The organism is Alkalibaculum bacchi, from assembly GCF_003317055.1.
GTDB classification, from domain to species: domain Bacteria; phylum Bacillota; class Clostridia; order Eubacteriales; family Alkalibacteraceae; genus Alkalibaculum; species Alkalibaculum bacchi.
This window is the reverse complement of the sequence record NZ_QNRX01000026.1, coordinates 1-21,897: the sequence shown is the minus strand read 5'-3', so window position 1 is coordinate 21,897 and position 21,897 is coordinate 1. Positions and strand designations below refer to the sequence as shown.

Genomic DNA, 21,897 nt, shown 5'->3' with positions numbered 1-21,897 from the left:
TCCACAGTGTTATATAACTGTTGTATTAGACTTCCTGTCAGGAAGGGAAGCATAAAGTGCACCAATTTTTGCTAATGGCTCCCTCTGTCATATCGATACTTTTAGATACCGAATTATTCGGTTTAAGGATTTTTAACATAATATACTATCATTGACAGCGCCCATAAGCAATCAAATCATCCCCTCGACGCACTCCCAGTGCTGTTACAAAATACCAAGCCACGCCATCAAATTTTGCTCTAACCCTTTGAAGTTCGTTGCCTTCTAAGTCTTCCAAGACACCTAACACCATGCCTGTGGTGATTCTCTGACCCGGACTCACAGCAGGGTACCAGAGACCGTCCGATTCAGCGTCCTCATACACTGCCTCCACTGCTTCTTTCTGGTTAATATTTTTACGCCCACTCCCCATCATATCTAGATGACCCATGAGGCTGTATAAACTCTCCAGGCACTGCTCTAATTGTTCCTGAGTCCACAATCCTTGTCCACCGATCTCTAAGAGCATACTAGGGATTCCGCACTGAGCTGCATAGCTATACAGACCGTTTTTAGCCGTGGAAGGAATACGGTAATCCACCTGGAGAAAAGTCGCAGCTTGCCGACTTTTCTCCACTACGCACTCTTGTGCAACTTTAGAAAAAAACACTAAGGGCGTCATAGTTTCGTTACAGTCGCCACCGTGGAGATCAATTAAAAAATCTCCATGGGGATAGATTTCATGTTCAATAGCATAAGCGATTTGCTCACTAGTCGTACCATCTACCTTACCTGGAAATACTCGGTTCAAGTTTTTTCCGTCATCTGGGACAATCTGTTTCAGCCCTTGATAAAGACCGAACTCATTTACCGAAGGTAAAATCACAACTTGCCCTCGCATACCAACTGGGTCAATCTCCTCAAACAGTTTTTTTGCAGTCAACAATCCTACGTATTCACAGCCGTGAACACCAGCAGTTATAATTAATGTGGGACCTGGCTCCTTGCCAGCTACTAACCATAGGGGGATTTGTATACGCTCACTTACCTTCAGTGCACATCTTTTTTTCTCTCCAGGCTGCACTTGGTGATTACAAATGATCATTGTTATATACACTCCTTAACTTCATTAGAATATAGATGACAAGCTACTTGATGATCTGGACCAATTGTCCTCAAGGCTGGCCGTTCCTGTTGACATCGGTCCATACACTGAGCACAACGGGTGTGAAATGGGCACCCTTTAGGTAAATCCAGTGGACTAGGAACATCCCCTTCTAGCCTGCTTAAAGGTTTATCAAAATCCATATCAACAGCAAAAATTGATCCTAAAAGAGCCTTAGAATAAGGATGACAGGCCCGCTCCCACATCTGATTACCTGGTAAGGACTCCACAACACCTCCTAGATACATGACCATGATCTGATGGGACATGGACTGCACCAGCGCCAAATCATGGCATACAAAGATCATAGAGAGTTTTCGCTCTCGCTGAATCTCCGCCAAAAGTTGTATAATTCGCTGCTGGACGGAAACATCCAGTGCAGAGGTCGCCTCGTCACAGACTAAAACATCTGGATTCAGTGCCAGAGCTCGAGCGATACCTAGCCGCTGCCTCTGTCCTCCGCTCATAGAATGAGGATAGCGTTCAGAAAAACTCTCCGGTAACTCAACCAATTCCAGCAACTTGGACACTTGCCTGTCAACTTCCCTTTGGGAAAGGCGTTTAAAATTGCGCAATGGTTCGCTGACAGCCTCTGAAACTTTCATCCTGGGAAAAAAGGCAGCAGAAGAGTCCTGAAACACCATTTGAATATGCCGGCGGTTCTTGCGCAGTTCCTCCCCCTTTAAAGAGGTGATATCCTTTCCGAAATAGAACAATCTGCCCTCATCAGGCTGCTCCAGTTGTGTTACCATCCGTAGCAGAGTACTTTTACCACAACCGCTTTCTCCCACAATCCCCAGGGTCTTTCCTTTGTGAAGCGTCAAATCCACTCCTCTACAGGCCGTTAGAGTTTGGCCAGTATCTGTTTTGTAGCGCCGAGTTAGACCTCGACCCTCTAATATTATTTCAGACATATCGTTTCCCCCTCATTGACGGTACTGATTCCAACAAATCACGAGTATAATCGGCACTAGGGTGCTCTAAAATAGCCTGTCGATCGCCTTGATCGACGATACTGCCCTGAGTCATTACAAGAATCCGATCCGCCATATAGGCAGCTACTCCTAAATTGTGGGTTACCAGTAATATAGATGTGCCGAATTTCTCCCGCAAGCCCATCATCTCCCGTACAATCTGGGATTGAGTTGTCACATCCAGGGCGCTAGTAGGTTCATCTGCCAGTAAAATACGAGGCTCAAACACCATAGCCATGGCAATACCCACCCGTTGGCGCATGCCACCGGAAAGTTGGAAAGGGTAAGATTTCATAATAGTTTTACTATGAGGCAATCCCATCCGCTCCAGCATCATCCATCCCATTTCCCAAGCCTCTTTTTTCGTTTTTTGTTTATGGGTGCGTATGTATTCTATAAATTGACTGCCGATGGTGCGTATAGGGTTGAGCATGGTCCCCGAATCCTGAAAGATCATAGACATGCTGCCACCTCTCAGGGCTCGCCACTCATTGTCCGTAAGATATAAAAGGGATTGTCCGTCAAAACGGATATCCCCTTTTACAATCTGACCGCCACTCGGCAGCAATCCCATTGCAGCACGGATGGCGGTGGTTTTTCCACTTCCACTCTCTCCTACCAGAGCCACAATCTCACCTTTTTGAATCCTTAGTGTAAAATCAGAAAGAGATGGTTTATTGTCACCATAAATGACGGATACACTTTGGTAGTCAAGCATTACCTCACCTCGCCGGCTTAATATCGGTAGTCAACCAATAGTAGTCAATAGTAGCAATGTCTGCTCCGGTCACTTTGCTAATATCGCTGAACATACGGCTATTATAATAACCATATACAATGGTAGCTGCACCATCAATGAGAATTTGTTGCAGTTCAGTGATGAGCTCTAGGCGGCGATTGTCGTCCATCTCTATCATCAACTCCTCGAAGGCAGCGTCATATTCGGAGCTAGAATAGTATCCAAAATTTCTAGAGTTCTTAGAATACCAATTGCTTAAATAGTCTTGTGGATCTCCTACGCCTACAGTGAGAGTATTGCAAGTCCATAAGTCAAATTCACCGGCATTGAGCAGAGCCAAGGCCGTATCATAGTCACGAATATTTACCGTCACTTTAATGCCGATTTCCTTCAGTAACAAAGCACTAGCCTCTGCAAACTCGTTGAGATTACGACTTGTAAATGTTACCGAATCTAAATCAATATTTTGCCCATCTAACTCTCTCCAGCCGTCACCGTTACTATCAACGATTCCCGCATCATCCAGTATTTTTATGGCGTTTTCCTTATTGAAGGAAAACGGATTATTCAGTTTGTCATAATTGTAAGCCAAAGAGGATGGCAGTACCGAAAAACCAGGGGTGTACATGCCACCTACAGTAATATCACACATTGTATCAATATCCAGAGCGATTATTATTGCTTGACGCAGTGCCTCATTTTCCAAGACACCCTTAAAATTCATATAGGAATTAGCCGTACGCACGCCAGCCGCAGTAGAGACATAGTAAGCACTGTCCTCAGACAAAGTAGCCAGATCGCTAACAGTGGTAATATTCTCAGTCAGATCTATATCACCACTCTTTAAAGCCATAGTCTTAGTAGAACTGTCATCAATAAACATAATATTGACGGTTTTATAAGGTACTTTACCATTCCAGTAGCGCTCATTAGATGACATATCTATATTGACACCAGGGTTGAATTTATCAACCTTGTATGGACCTGTTCCGACAATTTCCTTGTCCGCTACAGATGCATCGATAATGGCAAAGTAGGGATATGCAAGGATTCCTGGAATATTTGAGGTGGGGCTTTCACAAACGATGGTCACCGTACCAGCCGCATCATCAGCTGAAATGGATTTATAAGTAAGGTAACTCTCTGGGTTGGAATTTCCTGTCCCCCCTTGAGACGCGTCTGTCTCGGCATACAGTCTCTCGATGGAAGCTTTTACGGCAGAAGGAGTCATATCGTTGCCATTAGAGAATTTCACACCATCCCGGATATGTAAGGTCCAAGTAAGATAGTCATCGGAGACTTCATAGCTATCACAAAGATTGTTTTCTGCTACAACCTGGTCGTTAAATATAAACAGAGATTCGGTAATACCGAAACGCATCGCTGCCCAGCTGGAATTCGTATTGGTGGCAGGATCCAATGAATCCGAATAATTGTAGACACCGAAGTTCAGGTGTGTTGTGTCGGCTTGGCTGTCATTTGTTGTGCCGGCATCGTCTTTAGTGCTGTCATTGCCGCAACCGGCAAAGCTTGCTGTTATCATGAGAGTGATCAACAAAAGACCTGCGCCTTTAATCCACTTTTTCATAGATAATTTCTCCCTTTTTAACGCTAATTTTTCATGTTTTTTTCTCTCCTTTTTTTGCTTACTAAAATATTGTTTTTTGCTGCTGTCTTGTGGATCAAGAATGTCCCGCAAACTATCGCCTAGCAAATTAAATGAGACCACCGTAATGAATATAGCCAGTCCAGGATAGATCATTAGCCATGGAGCTGATTCCATATAGGCTCTACCTTCATTAAGCATATAGCCCCATTCGATAGAAGTTGATTGAGCCCCTAATCCTAGAAAGGAAAAGGCTGCCAACTCCAGCATCATGCCACCCATATCGGTAGCCGCAGTGATAATTAATGTAGGTAAGACCGAAGGGGTCATGTACCGCCAAAGAATATAGCGAGTTCTAGTGCCGGATATTTTAGCCGCCAACACATAATCCTCATACTTAGTTTTTAGTACCAAGCTACGGGCCAAACGGGCATATTTGGTCCAGCTGACCATGGTGATTGCAATGACCGCATTAGTGATACTGGGGCCCATTATTCCCGCCATAGCTATAGCCAACGCCATCCCAGGAAAGGAAACCATCATGTCGGAGATGCGCATAATCACTGCATCTACCGCTCCCCCTGCATAACCTGCCACAATACCCAGCACACCTCCCACCGTAAAAATACTGATCACGAGAAGCAATGTTGATGACAGGGAGGTTCGTGTTCCATAAATAACCCGTGAGAACAGATCTCGTCCCATGCGATCTGTGCCAAACCAGTGTTCACTGCTAGGCGCCTGGGTAGCCTCTGTAAGGATCGCCTGCTGGGGATCATGAGTGACCAATACAGGAGCCAGAATTGCAACTACTACAATACCTAGAACCAAAATTAAAAATAAGATAAACTGCCGTTTGCTATTGGTCATAGTCTACGCTCCTTTCCTAAGGCGGGGATCTAGATAGTTGTAAGAAAAATCAACCGCCAGATTAACTAGCATATAAATCATGGCAATCCATAGGACAAAGCCCTGTATTAAGGGGTAGTCCATAGATGTAATAGCTGAAATCGCAAGACTTCCCAATGCCGGAAAAGAAAAAATCACCTCTACTATAGCAGTGCCACCTAGCAGCGAGCCCAAGGATAATCCAAGCAAGGTAAGGAGGGGCAACATGGAGTTAGGTATTACATGTTTACACAGAATAGTAGATTCCTTGATTCCCCTAGCCCTAGCGCCAGATATATAATCCTGCTTTAGCTCCTCCAGCACAGAAGCACGAATTTGACGTGCGTACTTCCCCGCCATAGCAAAGGCCAAGGTAAACGCTGGCAATAGCATTTTTTTCAGTCCCATTTCCGCAGACACTACGGGCAACCAACCTAGTTTCAACGATACTATGTAGAGTAGCAGCAACCCAGCCCAAAAATTAGGCATGGAAATCCCAAAAAAGCTACCTACCCGTATAATATAGTCCAAAGGTCGATTTTGATAAATAGCGGAAAGCACACCTAGAGGAATCGCCATAATTAGCATCATAAGTAAGGACAGGAGTGATAACTGCAAAGTAGGCATTACTCGGGCTCTCAGGAGCTGGGCAACTGGTTTACCATGTGTGTAGGAAGTGCCAAAATCTCCTTGTAAGCATTTCATTAGCCAACTACCGTATTGGGCGAGAAATGGACGGTTTAGACCCAATTCCTCCCTTATTTCAACCAGAATTTCTTCAGGGGGGATGTTGCCACTCACTGCAAACATAGCACGTACTGGATCTCCCGGGGCCATGTAGATGAGCAGGAAACTCAAAAAACTTACACCAAACAAAACAATAACGATTTGAAGAAATCGTTTAACAATCTGTCCTTTTAGCATAACAATCACCGCTTTCTATATGTTAAATTATTTAAAAACCTACTACGAAAGCTTCGCTCATTAATTAATGCAAAAAAGCTGCCTTTAGGCAGCTCAATAGCAATAAAAAAACATGCTTCTTATCTCCCGTAAGAATCACAAATAAGTATCATTACAAGCAGTTCTCCTGACTTAAGATCATCGCACTTTATCGCCTTCTCAAATCATTTTGTTAATGACTCAATGGCATAATGACAAAGTACTCCCTAATACAGTGACGGGATCGTGCCGGAATCGAACCGGCTTCTCTATTAATCCTTACGGAACTTGTATGATTAGATTTTGTATTTAACTATAAATAATTATTGCATTTAAAACTTATCACATAGTTACTTATATGTCAATTTATATTTACTATTTTTCTAGAATATAATAATAGTACTATAAATTAAACGATCCATGTAACAGATTTACAGCTCTATTAGCTACATCTGTAGGTACTAGGATGGATATAGTAGTGTGAGAATCGGATGTTTGTAAAATAGATATATCTCCTTCAAGAGAAGCCATAATTTTGGCCATTATCCCAGGTACTCCTCTAATCTTGCTTCCAATAATGGTGATTTTTGTACAATGATTTACGTATTTATAATCAATTTTATTCTCCTCTAATATTTTTATCAGTTTTTCTTTATGTATATCATTTGTTATAAATACGCTTTGATCTATAAAGATATTAATCATATCTATGCTAATATTATTACTTGCCATGAGTTTAAATATTTCTTTATCCCTTGTCTTAGTAGACAAGCTCCATTGAATTTTACCGTATTCGTGGGCTACTGCCGCTACTAAACCAGCTGAATTTGTAGGATGATTGTTAATTAAGGTTCCAATACTTTCTCCATACTTACTTGTGTTGATTACCTTTAGAGGTATATTGTATTGCATTGCTAAATCTACTGCTTTTGGGTGGATTACCTTTGCACCATATTGAGCCAATTGAAACACGTCGTCGTAATTGATTTCTTCAATAAGTTTTGCATTAGGTACCAGTTTTGGATCTGCTGTCATAATGCCATCTACATCTGTAAAAATTTCTACATTCTTTGCCTTTAATGTAATTCCCAGTAGCACTGCACTAGTGTCACTACCTCCTCGACCTAGTGTGGTAATCTCTCCTTTTTCATTTTGTCCTTGAAATCCTGCAACTATAGGTACTTTCCCTTCTTCTAAAAGCTCTTGAAGATAAGTACCATCTACCTTTACGATATTTGCGGAACCATAAGTACTATCTGTTAAAATGCCTGCCTGACCTCCCGTTAATGAAATAGCTTCAATACCATAATCCATAAGATGGGTTGCAATGACTGTAGTAGATATAATCTCTCCACAAGATATAAGCATATCCATAAATCTAGAATCCTTATAATGAGCAGGAATAAGATTCTGTAGGGTATCTGTTGCATAAGCTTCTCCTTTTCGACCCATAGCTGAGACGACCAAAACCGTAGCGATACCGTCCTCCCGAGCTTTTATTACATTTTCTACAATTTTATCTCTTAATTCAGGACTGTTCACAGAAGTCCCACCATATTTTTGAACAATTATATCCATAAATCTCCCTACTTTCTATACAAGATAATTTACTCTTATCTGCGCCCTCTTATTATTTTATTGAATTGCCTCGTTTATTGTTCATGGATAAGAAAATATTAGTAGGAAAAACTAGTGTTACTATCTAAAGTCAATAAAATGGAGGCGTACTATGAAGGCAATGGTTTATGAAGGCATGAAAAATATAAAGGTTAAAGAGGTGCCTGATCCAACAATTGAAAAAGATGATGATATTATCGTAAAAGTAACATCTACTGCTATCTGTGGCTCAGACTTACATTTAATCCATGGTTTTATTCCTAATACAAAAAAGGGAACCGTAATAGGTCACGAGACTATGGGAATTGTAGAAGAAGTTGGTAAAGATGTGCAACGAGTAAAAAAAGGTCAAAGGGTAATAGTGCCTTTTCCAGTTTCCTGTGGTCACTGCTGGTATTGTGAGCACGATTTAACCAGTCAATGTGACAATTCCAATGAATATAATGAGGGTGGTTCTTACTTTGGTTATAGTGATACCTTCGGTGGATATAATGGAGGTCAAGCAGAGTACTTACGGGTTCCCTATGCTAATTTCGGTCCCTTTGCTGTACCCGAAGAGTTAGAAGATGAAAAGGTTCTTTTTCTTACAGATGTTCTGCCAACTTCCTACTGGGGTGTAGATGTAGGAGGCGTAAAAGAAAACGATACTATAGTAGTATTAGGATGTGGACCAGTTGGCTTAAATACCATGAAATGGGCTGCATTAAAAGGTGCTAAGAGAATTATAGGAGTAGACAATATAGATTATAGATTAAACCACGCAAAAACCTACGACGGAGTGGAGATCATTAATTTTGGTGAACACGATGACACTGGTGAATATATAAAAGAAATTACCCATGGAGGCGCAGATGTGGTCATTGATTGCGTAGGCATGGATGGAACCATGTCAAACTTTGAAAAGATAGAAACCCTATTAAAACTACAAGGTGGTTCAAAGTCTGCTATTGAGATCGCATCTAGATGTGTTCGAAAAGGTGGAACTGTGGTTTTAGTAGGTGTTTATGGAGGGCGATATAATATGTTTCCCTTAGGTGATTTTTTCTCGAGAAATATCACTTTAAAAATGGGCCAATGCCCAGCACACATTTATGTAGAACCTATATTAAAACACATCCAGGAAGGAAAACTTGACCCAACAGACATCATTACACATACGCTTCCTTTAGAAGAAGGCGAACACGCTTACAAGATTTTTGATAAGAAGAAAGATAACTGTATTAAAGTGATATTAAAACCCTAATAACAGCTACTAGCGGCCAGTCGTCAGCGATCAGTACTTTCTTATAAATGAGCAAATGCTAGTTAGATTTCTTCTTCTAGCTAGCATTTGTTATTTGATTTTATGATAATATTTTTTTATTTTAGCTTCTATTTTTGTATCCTATACAAAATTAACTTTTGACACGCAAAGTCCAACCTTAAAATACTAATGGCTGGCTGCTGGCCGCTAATTGCTAATAAAAGCACCCAGGCGCTTTTATTCTACTGATGTGCGATTTTTTTTATTGATTACTAGGGCCATAGCAAAGAAAGCTACTCCAAAACCTAATTGCACCACCATGCTAATTAATATATTTGAAAGATTATCAAAAGAATAGTTACTCAAATTAAATATAAAATCATTTGCCATAACAAACCAATAGGTAGGCGTAAATTTTCCGATCTGCAGGGCGGTCTCTCCGAGTAATTCTTTAGGAACGAAAACTCCACTTAAAAAAGCAAAGCCAAGGGAGAGAATATTTGCAATGCCATTAGCTGCTTCTCTGTTTCTTATAGTTGTTCCCACTAAATACGCAATAGAAAGGATAGCAATAGATAAGGATAGTAAGTTCATAGACAACAGTCCAAAGACAAAATCATCTGCTCCCCCTCTAAAAAATAATCCAACAAAAATTAGCAACAAGTCTATTAATAAAACAATAAAGAAAAGGCCTAGAACCTGTTGAAATTGGCTCTTACCAATAGGTATTGGAGAGACCCTATTTCTCCTTTTGATATGAATATTTCCTAAAGATAACATGATAGAACTAATAGCTATAATCAGTACTGCTGTAAGAGCATATGAACAGTAATTAAAATAAAACTTTAACGCCCCATTATCTTCTACCTTTTTTACACTTATATTGGTTTTAGTGCTTACATCTAAATCTTCTTTCACATAGTCTACGATTTCTTCCGAAGATATATCTGTATTTTTTATATAATTCTCTGCTGTATTAAAATAGTTTTCTATAGCCATATCGATATAAGCTGCAGAAGTGGAGTCAGAGACTGCTAATTTCTTTAGTTTCATAGGATTATCATTTTCAAATCCTTCTACAAAACCATCTGGTATAATAACAATGTATTCTACCACTCTAAAAAACAGTGCATCTCTCATTCCCTCTTCTGTTTCCTCTATCTCTACAAATTTAACGTAATCTTTTAAATAGTCCTTAAATCCATTTATAAGTGGGTTTTCTATATCTTCATTAATATAAGCAATCTTTACTTTAGATTGTTCGAATGTTGTTGAACTTGTATCCCTCGTAATCGTTGTAATGAGGACAACAATAAATAAGAAGATTCCAAGATAAACCATAATACCAGGTAGGTTTTTCTTTATAATTTTTAAATACAGTTTAAATACTTGCATATTTTTTCCTCCTAGTTGCCACATAGGTTATAATACTAAATGCTAAAGAATAGCTTATCATGAGTCCTATATTTAAGAAAAACCGATCCTTTGTCTCATAATAATACAAACTGTAAAAGGCATCCGTAATAATATGCGCAGGATTAACATACTGCAATAGGGGAACTCGAGTAGCCACAATGTACTTTACTTGTACCGACATTAAACCAGATAAAAAGCAAGAAAACATGGTTACTGCCGACATAATATTGTACTTAAAATTAAGGTCTTTATTCGATAATGCACTAACCATTGCCCCAAGTGAGACACCTAATAAAGAAGAAACAAAACTACTCAGTATGACAAAACTTAAATCATCGCCAAAATTAATTTTTAGTACATTCATTAGATAAGCCATAAGAAGCAGTATTCCTGTAAAATGAACAGTAAGAGCTGCTGATATATTGCAAAAAAGTAGCTTCATTTTTTTCGTTGGTGCTACATTTATTCTAGCTCCAACCAAGGATAGATTTGCTTGTATATCTGTAATTGCTGTCAAACCCCAAAAGCAACCGAACAGGCAAGCCATTGCAATGAGGGAATAGAAGAAATTAAGAGTAGTATCTGGCGAGCTCTCACCTTGCAAATAGTCTTCTAAATACCCATTTTTCTCTTGTATATCCTCAAGGATATTTTGAATATTTTGAGGATTTAATTCTATTAAGGATTGTACCGTATTGACACTTTGGCTATACCCATCTAAAAAGGATTTTACTATGGTTTGCTCTATACCACTTTCTTTTATTGTTAACTCCATGTCTTCCTTAGGGTAAATATAGCCTATTATTTTATCTTCTTTTAATTCTTTTTCAGCTTTCTCTTTTCCAAGTACAGAAACTCTAAATAATTTTGGCGATTTTTGATCTTTAGATGTTTTTATGCTAGACATCGTCTCAATAAATATTTCAGTATTCTCATATTCATTATTTTCTATGACCCCAATAGGAATAGAATGAAATACTTCCGAACTATTTAAATTACTAAAGGCTAAATGAAATAATGTGGCAAGTACAATTGGAAACAAAAATGTCCAAAATACATTGCTTTTATTACGAATGAGACATTTTACTCTCGTCATATACAAACGTAGCATTTGAATCCCCCTAATCTCTTAATGTTTTTCCTGTAATCTCTAAAAATACATCATTTAAAGTTGGTTGTTCTGTAAACACCTGTTGAAAAGGAATCTCATGATCCATTAAATAAGATAAAATTTGAAACAGATTGTTTTTCCCTTTTGTCAATTTAACAGAGAGTAAATTTCCCTTGTACTCTACAGACAAAACTCGTGGCAACTCTTTAATATCTTGTAATTGATTTTGCTCTAGAGAAAACACTTCAATTGTGATTTTTTCGCCAATAGAGATCATGGCCTTTAGTTCTTCCTTTGTTCCTAAGGCTATGACCTTGCCCTTATCAATAATAGCAATTCGGTCACAGATTTGTTCGGCTTCTTCCATATAATGAGTCGTATAAATAACCGTTGCACCTTCTTCGTTTAATTTTTTAATACCTTCAAGTATTTTATTTCTGCTTTGAGGGTCTACTGCAACAGTAGGTTCATCAAGAATAATAAGTTTCGGCTTATGTGCAATACCACAGGCAATATTTAATCTCCTTAGGAGACCACCGCTTAATTTACTAGGAAAAAACTTTACATAATCTTCTAATGAGACAAAGGAGATGGCTTGTTCTGTTAACCTTTTTACTTCATTTTTATCCTTTACATATAAACTGCAAAAATATTTGATATTTTCATATACGGTCAATTCTTCAAAAACTGCTACTTGTTGAAAAATCACGCCAATATCTCTCTTAATATCGTAAGATTCTGGTGACATTTCCTCATTAAAAACCTCAATACTACCTTTGTCATACTCTAACAAAGATAATATACAATTTATGGTAGTTGATTTCCCAGAACCATTAGGGCCTAATAACCCAAAAATCTCCCCCTCTTGGATTTGCAAATTCAAATGGTCGACAGCTAAGACTTTGTCATATCTCTTTACTAAATTGTTAATATTTACAATCATTTATCTCTCCCCTTTACTTATCCTTATAAGAATACTATATAAGAAACTTCGATTTCATCAAAGTGCATACAATCATTAAAAAAATGACAAATGTCATATTTTAAAAACTTGCAAGCTTGTAGTTTTTATATAAAAATAGTATAGTAAAAGAAAAACACTTTGTGGAAAATAAAGGAGAATATATGCTAGAAATCCTTGATAAAGTTATACTTTTTTTATTATGCTCTACTTTTTATTTACATCATTATAATACTCTATATGTACTTCTCCCAATGATTCTCATCATCATTTTGAGCTGTTTTTGCACATATTTTGAAAACCGTAAACTACTTCGTTTTGGGACTTTTTTTTACGCAATTCTCAGCACAATTCATCCTCACTTTCTCTTTTATATGCCTTTGCAACTTTATGATATCTTTCTTACTCAAGAGCAAAAATATGGTTTAATATACTTATTTCCATTGCTTTTTCACCCTAGAGATTTACCATCGGGTTTTTATATTTGGATTATTATGTTTTGCCTCCTATCCTTTACATCAAAAATAAAGAAAGATAGAATATTAGAACTTTCTCAGGAATATTACGCATATCGAGATACTGCAAAAGAATTAGAGATTTCTCTGGAAGAAAAAAACAGAAGATTAATACAAAGCCAAGATGACAAAATACATTTGGCAACTTTACAAGAACGGAATCGAATTGCTAAAGAAATCCACGACAATACGGGTCATCTCTTATCGCGCTCTTTACTGCAAATCGGTGCTTTAATGACGGTAACGAAAGACAAAGTCTTACTAGAAAATTTAAACCTACTAAAAGATTCCCTGTCTGCAGGTATGGATAATATTCGCAGTAGCATTCACAATTTGCACGATGAATCTGTAGATTTATATGCTAGTATTCGCACTTTAGTAAAGGAATTCACCTTTTGCCCTATTACATTTGACTACCACATAAAAAATGCACCAACTACACAAACAAAGTACTTTTTCTTATGGACTATTAAAGAATCCTTATCAAATATTATAAAACATTCTAATGCCACAAAAGTTTCAATCGTACTAATGGAACACCCTATTATGTATCAATTGATTATTACAAATAACGGAAACTCTATTTCAGATGCAAATATATATTTAAGTGATGGAATAGGTATTCGAACCATGAAAGAGCGTACCCATGCATTTAAAGGAATTTTTCAAATTTCTACAGAAAAGGGATTTCGCATTTTTATCACCATACCAATTAAGAATGAGGAGGTAGTAAATAATGAAAGTTCTTGTGATTGATGATGATCAGATTGTCTGTTCGTCCTTAAAAATGATAATCAATCAAGACCCTTCTATAGATGTAATCGCAACAGCAAATGATGGGAATGAAGCTATAGATCTTTATTTTACATATTTACCCGATGTTTTGCTCATGGACATACGCATGAATCAAATGAGCGGCATTGATGCAGGAGAATATATTCTACTTAAAGAACCAAGAGCTAAAATCTTATTTCTAACAACCTTTTTAGATGATGAATACATCATCAAAGCATTAAATATGGGTGCTAAAGGCTATTTAGTCAAACAAGATTTTGAAAGCATTATCCCTTCTATTAAAGCTGTGTATGCAGGGCAAAATGTATTTGGCAATGAGATCATTACAAAATTACCACATTTAATCCACTATGAAGAAAAAGACATTTATAGTAATTTAGATATAACAGAAAAGGAATTTAATATCATCACTTACATTTCAGAAGGGTTTTCCAACAAGGAAATAGCTGATACGCTATACCTTAGCGAAGGAACAGTACGCAATTACATCAGCATCATATTAGAAAAACTACAACTTAGAGATCGTACACAAATTGCCGTTGATTATTATAAGAGAAAACATAGGTAAAAAAGCAATCAGCAACCAGCAACCAGCAACCAGCCATAAGTTTCTAGGGCTGGCCTCTGCAGGTCAAAAGCTACTTTTATATAAAATATTTAAACAGTAAGTAAAGTAAAAAGTTATTAACCCAAAAAGAAATGCTAGTTAGAAGAAAAATCCTAACTAGCATTTGCTCATATAATAATAAAGTACTGAACGCTATTTCACGTATTCTTGTAAATCGTCAGGTATTACAGTCCCAATTTCCTCTGCAGTTGTTCCGTTGATTACATAGTTGAATTTGCTTGCTGGTTCGATAGGCATCGTAGCTGGCTCTGCTTCTCCTTTTAGGATTTTTATACCCATTAGACCTGTTTGGTATCCTAAATCATAGTAATTAATCCCTAGTGAAGCCAATCCACCTGCCATTGCCATGCCAGTTTCTCCAGTAATTACAGCCGTTTTGGATTGACCTGCTATGCCGTTTACTACAGGCATTGCAGATGCGAATACATTATCTGTTGGGATGTAAATTGCATCACATTTATCTACTATAGCCTGAGTAGCCTGTTGTACTTCGTTTGAATTACTAACAGTAACTTCTTCGTATTTCAGTCCAGCTGCTTCTATTGCTTCTTTTGCCATATTGGCTTGTAAGATTGAATTATCTTCACTTGAAGTATATAATACGCCAACAGTTTTAGCATCTGGTGCTAACTTCATCAAAAGGTCAATTTGTTCTTTTATAGGGCTCATGTCTGTTGTACCAGAGACATTTCCTTCTGGGGCATCCTTTGATTTGACAAGTCGTGCTGCCTCATAATCTGTAACAGCAGTAGCCAGTATTGGAATTTCTGTTGTCTTGCCAGCAACTGCTTGTGCTGCTGGTGTAGCAATGGCTAATACTAAATCTACATTGTTATTAACAAATCGATCGCTAATACTGGATAAATTACTTTGATCCCCTTGAGCATTTTGTAAGTCAATAGCTAGATTTTCTCCGTCTTTATATCCATTATCTGCTAAAGCATCTACAAAACCTTTACGTGCTTCATCTAGAGCTACATGATCCATGTATTGAACCACTCCAACTGTTATTTGATCCGATTGTGAATTACTAGCTTCATTTGAACAGGCAGCACTAAATATAGTAACCATCACCAGTAATCCAAGAGCTAATTTTTTTGTAATTTTTTTCATAATAAATTCCCCCATTCTTTTTTACTTAAATAATATTTTTGTGATGGTATGAGCGTAAAGGTTAACATGATTTGTTTAAGATGGACTGTGAATAGTTGGGTATTCACCTTGGAATCGTCTTTGACGATTCCAAGGTCGCGCCGTTCGCCAAATGAAAGCTAAAGCTTTCATTTACGGATTCAGTTCACTGCGCATCCAAATCGGCAAGCCGTTTGTCTGCTCCGTTAACTGAATCCTGCGAAAGCTCCGCTTTCGCTTGGCTCACTGGTTCACGAAAAAAAAACGCCCCTGTTATAGTAATATAACAGGGGCGAATATGTATTCGCGGTACCACCTTGTCTTCGATGTTTACACATCATCTCAGCAAGCGACCATCATCGCTTCTCCAGGGTATCGGTTGGATTCCGTCACAGCCTACAAGACTTACGTCCTTCAGTGTGCAGCTCTCAAGATGAATTCGCGACTCTCTTACCTGCTTTCTCGCACCAACCGAAAGCTCTCTTAAAGGTCTTTGTCTCGCTACTAGTTCTTGGTCATCACTTTTTGTATTTATCTTATTATATGTACTTCATTTCAAAATGTCAATTCTTTTTATATTTTTTCTTTTTAGATTTTCGAGCCCATAATAATTCTAATACTCATTGAAATATTTAAAACAATCTTAATTTCTTAAGTATATTTTTAAATCTCAATATGGTACTATTATTTAAAATAAATTTACTTATTGGAGTATAATTATGAATACAATTGTAATAGATTTAGAATTTAATCAAGCTTCTGATAAAACTACAATGAATCCAAAATGTCCCTTTGAAATCATTCAAATTGGTGCAATTACACTAGATAAGAATTTAGACTGTATAGGAGTCTTTGATCGACTTATAAAACCACAAATTTACAAAGAAATAAATCCTTATGTGGGCTCTCTGACTGGTCTTAAAATAGAAGATTTTACCGAAGAAGAAACGTATCGTAGTGTCTTTTATGACTTTTTAGCTTTTCTAGGTCATGAAGACATTGTCTTTTGTACCTGGGGTACTGCTGATATGAAAGAATTATTCCGTAATACGTCCTTTTATTGTTTGCCCTTATCCAAATTGCCTAATAAGTACATCAATCTTCAACCTTATGTATCTCAGTATCTACACTTTCCAAGCAAAGTCTCTATTAGCTTAAAAGATGCCTTAAAATTTTTGAAGATTGAGGATGAGTCTAATTTTCATAATGCTTATTATGATGCTTACTATACCTCTAAGATTTTTCAAAAGGTGTATAATCAGGACATAGAACCTCAAATATATGATCCGAGTCCACCCCCAAGAATCCCTCAACCGAAAAAACTTCACTTAAACCATACTAAACTCTTTTCTCAATTTGAAAAAATGATGGAACGAGAACTCACTAGTGAAGAAAAAGAAACAGTGAGATTAGCTTATCTAATGGGAAAAACAGGTCAGTTTTTAGAATAGTATATTAGCAGTCCATTTTATACAATTATAGAAAAGTTATTTTTCCTAAATTTACTATTGAATCATACTACTTTATCTTGTATAATTACATTATAAATCACCTGAGATGTGCGAATCCCTGCTATTTTGAACCTATATTATAATTCAGGGAAGTCAATACTTTAATCAGCTGGCAAGCCGTAATAGGCGGACGTCAAAAAATTAGATGCGATTACCCACCTAGCAGAGCTAGGCGTCAAAATTGTAGGATACGGCATTTTGGGATAGTTTTATAAAACAAATTCAATCTCTAGACTAAGTTCTAGGGATTTTCTTTTTTTGAGATTTGTATTCTTTAGTGAAACCTCATTTTTGTGATTCGTTATGGAATCTGAAGGGCTGAAAGGTTGTTCGATTGGTCGGTTGAAAAATTTTTTGATTAAAAAAATGTCCTTTTCTCACTTAAAGTAAAAATAATTCATGTATAATGGCGAATACTAATGCCAAAGGAGGTATTCCCATTGAAAGATAAAGACAAATTAAAAAGACTGGAAATTAAAAGTACTGATAAAAAATACTTTTCAAAAATTAATATTGGAAACCAAATGGAAACAAAACTTTTTTATGATGAAATCAAAGATCAATTTGATTCTCTTCACACTAATTTTTACGATGAATAGCGCTTCGGCGCTTTTTTTTACTGAATAGAATATTTTTAAACGTCAAAATGTATAGTAATCATCCTTTCTTTATGATTGAATAACCCTAATGCTAGTCACAACTAATGACTAGAGACTAAAATGCCTTGGCACTTTTGCTGTTTATCTATATCTTACAATGTGTAATAATAAGGTATGAAATAAATATATAAAATAATGAGGTAAATTATGAAAGAAAAATTATTAGCCATGAACAAGACAGACTTTATGAATAAAGAGCCTATCTATTTCGACAATATACAGTGTGGCTTCGATGACTACCATTATATGACCCTTCACGGAAGTGAATTTCGTTATAAAACGTTTTTAAAAAAAGCTCTAGATTTAAATGGTAGTGATCATGTATATGTGGATTTTTATTATGGCAGATTAGAACAAAAAGAAAAAGAAAACCTTCAAAGCTTCTTAACACAAGAGGACTTACAGGTTTTAGATTTCATCGATTATGATAACGGCATCTACTTCCATTTAACAGAAGAAATACTGCCATTTTTGATAAAGATCACAGCACAAGAAATACTATTTAGCACTTTCTATTTTACTAAAATCCCCTGTACATTATGGGGCAATTACGAACTAAAATTCCCAATATTTTTCAAAGATACGCAAGCAAAACGCATTTATGAAGAACTTGCGCTATCCTGTGGACTAAGAACTTTGAACAATCGTTAAGGCATAGTTGAACAGTAGCTGAACGATTATTCACTGTTGTTCAACTACTGTCCAACCATTTATTTTTCATATTTGCATCTGATTTCCGCTTTCGACCTTACGTTTTTCCCGTCCAACTGTCCAACATAAGAAATACCTAATAAAAATTAGTGGCTCGATTTTAGTAATAAGTCACTACACGTGGTTATTTTACAATTCTAATTACCTGCCCTGGATAAATCAAATTTCGGTTTGCTATATTATTATCTCTAACTAATTTATCTACTGTTGTATTGTATTGATAGGCTATTCCATAAAGGGTATCCCCTCTTTTTATGGTGTATATAATGATATTATCTGAAATAGGAATCCTCAGTTGATTACCGGCGTAGATGAGATCTGTATTGCTAATATTATTGTAATTTGCAAGAATTTCTACAGTGGTATTGTATAATCGTGCTATATCCCATAAAGTATCACCTTTTTTTATAGTGTAGATGATTTCATTTGCTGTAGGATCCTGCTCTGGATTATTTGGTTTTTCTGGCAAATTATCTGATTTTCCTATAAAAAATTCTAAAGTTCTTCCATTCATAAGACGATTAAAGTCTAGATTATCATTGTACCCATCTAAGCGACCTACACTAGTGTATTGATGAAGATCACATGGATATCTAGGAGTACTATTAACCGTACCATTGTTTACTCCATAATGGGGAATCCACACAAAATCTGCCTTTTCCATATCGAGATTGAAGGAATTATACAAGTGATGGCCTACATAGATACCGATTTTTTTATCTGTTAAGGTTCTCATTTTATTGATATAAGCGTTAATTCCAACGCGCATGTTATTCATACTCTTTTCTTCTACATCCAACACATAAAACTCAGGGTTTAAATCTTTAGATCGATTATAAAAATCCGCCGCTTCTACTTCCATGTCTCTTAAGTTAATCCCCCTAACCCAAGCGTATACTCCAACAGGTACGGTATTTTCTTTCATTTCTCGAATATGGGTTCTATAGTGCCGATCTATTAAACTAGATCCAAACTGTACTCGGACAATAGCCATATCTAATTGCCTACACAAAACCCTATAATTTATCCTACTTGGATTTTGATGATGCGAAATGTCTATAATATATCCCATTCATCCACTCCTCCTTTTAAATAACAAACGACTAAATACCTTAAACAATTAAAGTGTTTCTCCTTATAATCTATGTATTTTTGTCAGAGAGGTTACATAAAAGCTATCAGCAATCGGCGTTTAGCCACCAGCATCCTAGGGTTAGGTTTTGCGGGTCAATAGCAACCTTTGTATAAAGAAATGGATTGTGTAAGTTTATTTCTCAAAATAAAAGCAAACGCTATCTCCGTACCCAAGAGGAGCGCATAGACCTGATAGCTGGTGAATGATAGCTCGCAGCTAAAGTGCCAAAGGCACTTTCGGCTTTCCACATTCCGCTTTCAGCTAAAAGGAAAAATCGACACAGCAAAATACCATGTCGATCTTCAAAATTAAATTTATTTAGTTATAAAGTAGTTAAGACAGTAACGATCTATCATCCGAGAATTCTTTTCCACTTACTTTACCAAAGCGTTTTAGCAAGCTTTCTACTGTGAGCTTTTGTTTTTCTTCTCCTTTAATATCTAAAATAATACGACCTTCGTGCATCATGATTAAGCGATTTCCGTATTCGATAGCGTTTCTCATATTATGTGTTACCATTAAAGCAGTTAAATTATTTTCCTTGATTAATTTGTCGCTTATTTTTAATACTTTATCAGCTGTTTTAGGGTCAAGTGCTGCTGTATGTTCATCTAATAAAAGAAGTTGTGGTCTTTTAATGGTGGCCATGAGCAGCGTTAATGCTTGGCGTTGTCCTCCAGAAAGAAGACCTACCTTGTCATTGAGGCGATTTTCTAAACCTAGTTCTAAATGGCTCAAGTACTCTTTATAGGCTTCCCTTTCTTTATTGGTGATTCCCCATCTCAATCCTCTAAATTTACCTCGTCTATTTGCTAAAGCTAAGTTTTCTTCAATTCCCATATTGGCTGCTGTACCCTTCATTGGATCTTGAAATACTCGACCAATTACGCTAGCTCTCCTGTGCTCAGACAATTTTGTTACATCTTTATCACCTATTAAGATAGAGCCCTGATCGATTGTATATACTCCTGCAACGCAATTGAGCAGAGTAGATTTTCCTGCCCCATTACCACCTATCACAGTTACAAAATCACCCTCTTGTAATGTAACACTTAGATCAGCCAATGCTATTTTTTCATTTATGGTTCCAGGGTTAAAAGTCTTGTGTATTTTATCAACTGTCAACATCTTTACTGATTCCCCTTTCCGTTTTTCCATTGAGCTATTGAAGATTTAATAGTTGGCAGTGAAAGAGCTACAGCGACCGTAACGGCAGTAAATAGCCTCAAATCATTTGCCGGCATACCCATTCTAATAACTAAGGCGATAATAATACGGTATGTAATCGCACCTAGTATTAGAGAAATTAATCGTCCAAAGAAATTTCTGCTATTAAAGATAACCTCTCCTATAATAACCGATGCTAAACCTATAACAATTGAACCAATACCCATTTGCACATCAGCAAAGCTTTGGCTTTGTGCGATTAACGCACCGGAAAGTGCCACTAATCCATTGCTTATGACTAAGCCAAGAGTAATCATATTGTTTGTATTAATTCCTTGTGCACGTGCCATTTGAACATTATTACCCGTAGCACGAATAGCACATCCAATTTCTGTTCCAAAAAACCAATATAGAATGCAGATAATTAGAATAGCACATATAAAACCAAATAGCATAACAGAATTTGATTGACTAAGTCCTAGTTTTTCAAAAGTAGTGTAAACTGTATCAATCCGAAGGAGAGATACATTGGCTTTTCCCATAATTCTAAGATTAATAGAGTATAGTGAAATCATAGTCAAAATCCCTGATAACAATGCAGGTATTTTAAGTCTTGTATGAAGTAACCCTGTAACAAGTCCTGCTAACATACCACCTATTGTTGCTAAAAGAGTAGCTACAAAGGGGTTCATTCCATTGTAGATTTGAAAGGCAGCAATAGCTGCCCCCATTGCAATACTACCTTCTACGCTTAAGTCCGAAATATCTAGTATTCTGTAAGTGATGTATACACCTATTGTCATAACTGCCCATAAAAGACCTAATGAAATAGCTCCTAATATAATTTGTAACATTATTTTTCCTCGCTTCTATTATGTAATATCAAAATGATGTTCTACTTATTAATAACTCAAACTTCGCACATAAATAATTGAATACAAGTATTGGAATTCCGGGTTTACAGGTATAAAAATAGCATGAAAACACCAGATTTGTTATAATTG

At 36.8% G+C, this 21,897-nt stretch carries 19 protein-coding genes, 1 other RNA gene, 1 riboswitch and 1 other annotated feature; of the genes, 7 read left to right on the top strand and 13 right to left on the bottom strand.

Annotation, left to right across the window (positions count from 1 at the left end; all coding sequences use genetic code 11):
• Nucleotides 1–148 precede the first annotated feature (148 nt).
• The 6 genes from DES36_RS13805 to dapG form a co-directional block, all read right to left on the bottom strand.
• Entirely contained in the window at nucleotides 149–1,084 is a 936-nt protein-coding gene (locus DES36_RS13805; protein WP_113921801.1) for a M14 family metallopeptidase, read from the bottom strand.
• 2 nt (nucleotides 1,085–1,086) lie between these two features.
• Nucleotides 1,087–2,058, bottom strand: coding sequence for an ABC transporter ATP-binding protein (locus tag DES36_RS13800; RefSeq protein WP_113921800.1), 972 nt, complete (start codon nucleotides 2,056–2,058; stop codon nucleotides 1,087–1,089).
• Nucleotides 2,051–2,836 (bottom strand): ABC transporter ATP-binding protein, encoded by a 786-nt coding sequence (locus tag DES36_RS13795; RefSeq protein WP_113921799.1) that lies wholly within the window; start codon nucleotides 2,834–2,836, stop codon nucleotides 2,051–2,053. Before DES36_RS13795 ends, DES36_RS13800 begins: the two co-directional genes overlap by 8 nt.
• A gap of 4 nt (nucleotides 2,837–2,840) precedes the next feature.
• Nucleotides 2,841–5,333: a nickel transporter permease gene (nikC, locus tag DES36_RS15385; RefSeq protein ID WP_148581886.1), complete on the bottom strand. Its 2,493-nt coding sequence runs from the start codon at nucleotides 5,331–5,333 to the stop codon at nucleotides 2,841–2,843.
• Between the two features lie 3 nt (nucleotides 5,334–5,336).
• Nucleotides 5,337–6,275 (bottom strand): nickel ABC transporter permease, encoded by a 939-nt coding sequence (gene nikB, locus DES36_RS13785; protein ID WP_113921798.1) that lies wholly within the window; start codon nucleotides 6,273–6,275, stop codon nucleotides 5,337–5,339.
• A 139-nt stretch (nucleotides 6,276–6,414) separates the two neighbouring features.
• Nucleotides 6,415–6,600: riboswitch (cobalamin riboswitch) on the bottom strand.
• Nucleotides 6,601–6,695: 95 nt separating this feature from the next.
• Nucleotides 6,696–7,871, bottom strand: coding sequence for an aspartate kinase (gene dapG, locus DES36_RS13780; RefSeq protein WP_113921797.1), 1,176 nt, complete (start codon nucleotides 7,869–7,871; stop codon nucleotides 6,696–6,698).
• A 151-nt stretch (nucleotides 7,872–8,022) separates the two neighbouring features.
• Here dapG and DES36_RS13775 point away from each other — a divergent pair, with 151 nt between their 5' ends.
• Nucleotides 8,023–9,153, top strand: coding sequence for a zinc-dependent alcohol dehydrogenase (locus tag DES36_RS13775; protein WP_113921796.1), 1,131 nt, complete (start codon nucleotides 8,023–8,025; stop codon nucleotides 9,151–9,153).
• 237 nt (nucleotides 9,154–9,390) lie between these two features.
• On the opposite strand, the gene DES36_RS13770 is transcribed toward DES36_RS13775, so the two are convergent.
• The 3 genes from DES36_RS13770 to DES36_RS13760 are packed head-to-tail and all read right to left on the bottom strand — an operon-like array spanning nucleotide 9,391 to nucleotide 12,623.
• Nucleotides 9,391–10,548, bottom strand: coding sequence for an ABC transporter permease (locus DES36_RS13770; protein WP_170128334.1), 1,158 nt, complete (start codon nucleotides 10,546–10,548; stop codon nucleotides 9,391–9,393).
• The gene (locus tag DES36_RS13765; RefSeq protein WP_113921794.1) at nucleotides 10,535–11,680 is read right to left on the bottom strand and encodes an ABC transporter permease; all 1,146 of its coding nucleotides are present in this window, start codon (nucleotides 11,678–11,680) and stop codon (nucleotides 10,535–10,537) included. Before DES36_RS13765 ends, DES36_RS13770 begins: the two co-directional genes overlap by 14 nt.
• A 10-nt stretch (nucleotides 11,681–11,690) precedes the next feature.
• On the bottom strand, nucleotides 11,691–12,623 hold the full coding sequence (locus tag DES36_RS13760; RefSeq protein ID WP_113921793.1) for an ABC transporter ATP-binding protein: 933 nt from the start codon (nucleotides 12,621–12,623) through the stop codon (nucleotides 11,691–11,693).
• Nucleotides 12,624–13,015: 392 nt separating this feature from the next.
• On the opposite strand from DES36_RS13760, the gene DES36_RS13755 reads away from it, so the two are divergent.
• Both DES36_RS13755 and DES36_RS13750 read left to right on the top strand, forming a co-directional pair.
• Complete coding sequence (locus DES36_RS13755; RefSeq protein WP_170128333.1) at nucleotides 13,016–13,912, top strand: sensor histidine kinase; 897 nt, start codon at nucleotides 13,016–13,018, stop codon at nucleotides 13,910–13,912.
• A complete protein-coding gene (locus DES36_RS13750; RefSeq protein ID WP_113921791.1) occupies nucleotides 13,893–14,519 on the top strand; it encodes a response regulator transcription factor in 627 nt (208 codons plus the stop codon). The genes DES36_RS13755 and DES36_RS13750 overlap by 20 nt, the downstream gene beginning before the upstream one ends.
• Nucleotides 14,520–14,711: 192 nt before the next feature.
• Here the strand turns inward: DES36_RS13750 and DES36_RS13745 are convergent, their stop codons facing one another.
• Nucleotides 14,712–15,692 (bottom strand): ABC transporter substrate-binding protein, encoded by a 981-nt coding sequence (locus DES36_RS13745; RefSeq protein ID WP_113921790.1) that lies wholly within the window; start codon nucleotides 15,690–15,692, stop codon nucleotides 14,712–14,714.
• A gap of 303 nt (nucleotides 15,693–15,995) precedes the next feature.
• Nucleotides 15,996–16,238 (bottom strand) — a binding site (T-box leader).
• A 191-nt stretch (nucleotides 16,239–16,429) separates the two neighbouring features.
• Between DES36_RS13745 and DES36_RS13740 the strand changes: the two genes are divergently transcribed.
• The 4 genes from DES36_RS13740 (at nucleotide 16,430) to DES36_RS13730 (ending at nucleotide 18,531) form a co-directional block, all read left to right on the top strand.
• Nucleotides 16,430–17,161, top strand: coding sequence for a 3'-5' exonuclease (locus DES36_RS13740; RefSeq protein WP_113921789.1), 732 nt, complete (start codon nucleotides 16,430–16,432; stop codon nucleotides 17,159–17,161).
• Nucleotides 17,162–17,256: 95 nt separating this feature from the next.
• Nucleotides 17,257–17,430, top strand: a non-coding RNA gene (gene ssrS / locus DES36_RS13735) — 6S RNA.
• Between the two features lie 231 nt (nucleotides 17,431–17,661).
• On the top strand, nucleotides 17,662–17,820 hold the full coding sequence (locus DES36_RS14970; protein ID WP_170128332.1) for a hypothetical protein: 159 nt from the start codon (nucleotides 17,662–17,664) through the stop codon (nucleotides 17,818–17,820).
• 207 nt (nucleotides 17,821–18,027) lie between these two features.
• Complete coding sequence (locus DES36_RS13730) at nucleotides 18,028–18,531, top strand: hypothetical protein (protein WP_113921788.1); 504 nt, start codon at nucleotides 18,028–18,030, stop codon at nucleotides 18,529–18,531.
• Nucleotides 18,532–18,715: 184 nt separating this feature from the next.
• Here the strand turns inward: DES36_RS13730 and DES36_RS13725 are convergent, their stop codons facing one another.
• From DES36_RS13725 to DES36_RS13715, 3 genes are all read right to left on the bottom strand, one after another.
• Nucleotides 18,716–19,663: a glycoside hydrolase family 25 protein gene (locus DES36_RS13725; protein ID WP_113921787.1), complete on the bottom strand. Its 948-nt coding sequence runs from the start codon at nucleotides 19,661–19,663 to the stop codon at nucleotides 18,716–18,718.
• 396 nt (nucleotides 19,664–20,059) lie between these two features.
• Nucleotides 20,060–20,854 carry an ABC transporter ATP-binding protein gene (locus DES36_RS13720; protein WP_113921786.1) on the bottom strand — a complete coding sequence of 265 codons (795 nt, stop codon included), beginning with the start codon at nucleotides 20,852–20,854 and terminating at the stop codon, nucleotides 20,060–20,062.
• A gap of 2 nt (nucleotides 20,855–20,856) precedes the next feature.
• A complete protein-coding gene (locus tag DES36_RS13715) occupies nucleotides 20,857–21,747 on the bottom strand; it encodes an ABC transporter permease (protein WP_113921785.1) in 891 nt (296 codons plus the stop codon).
• Nucleotides 21,748–21,897: the final 150 nt, after the last annotated feature.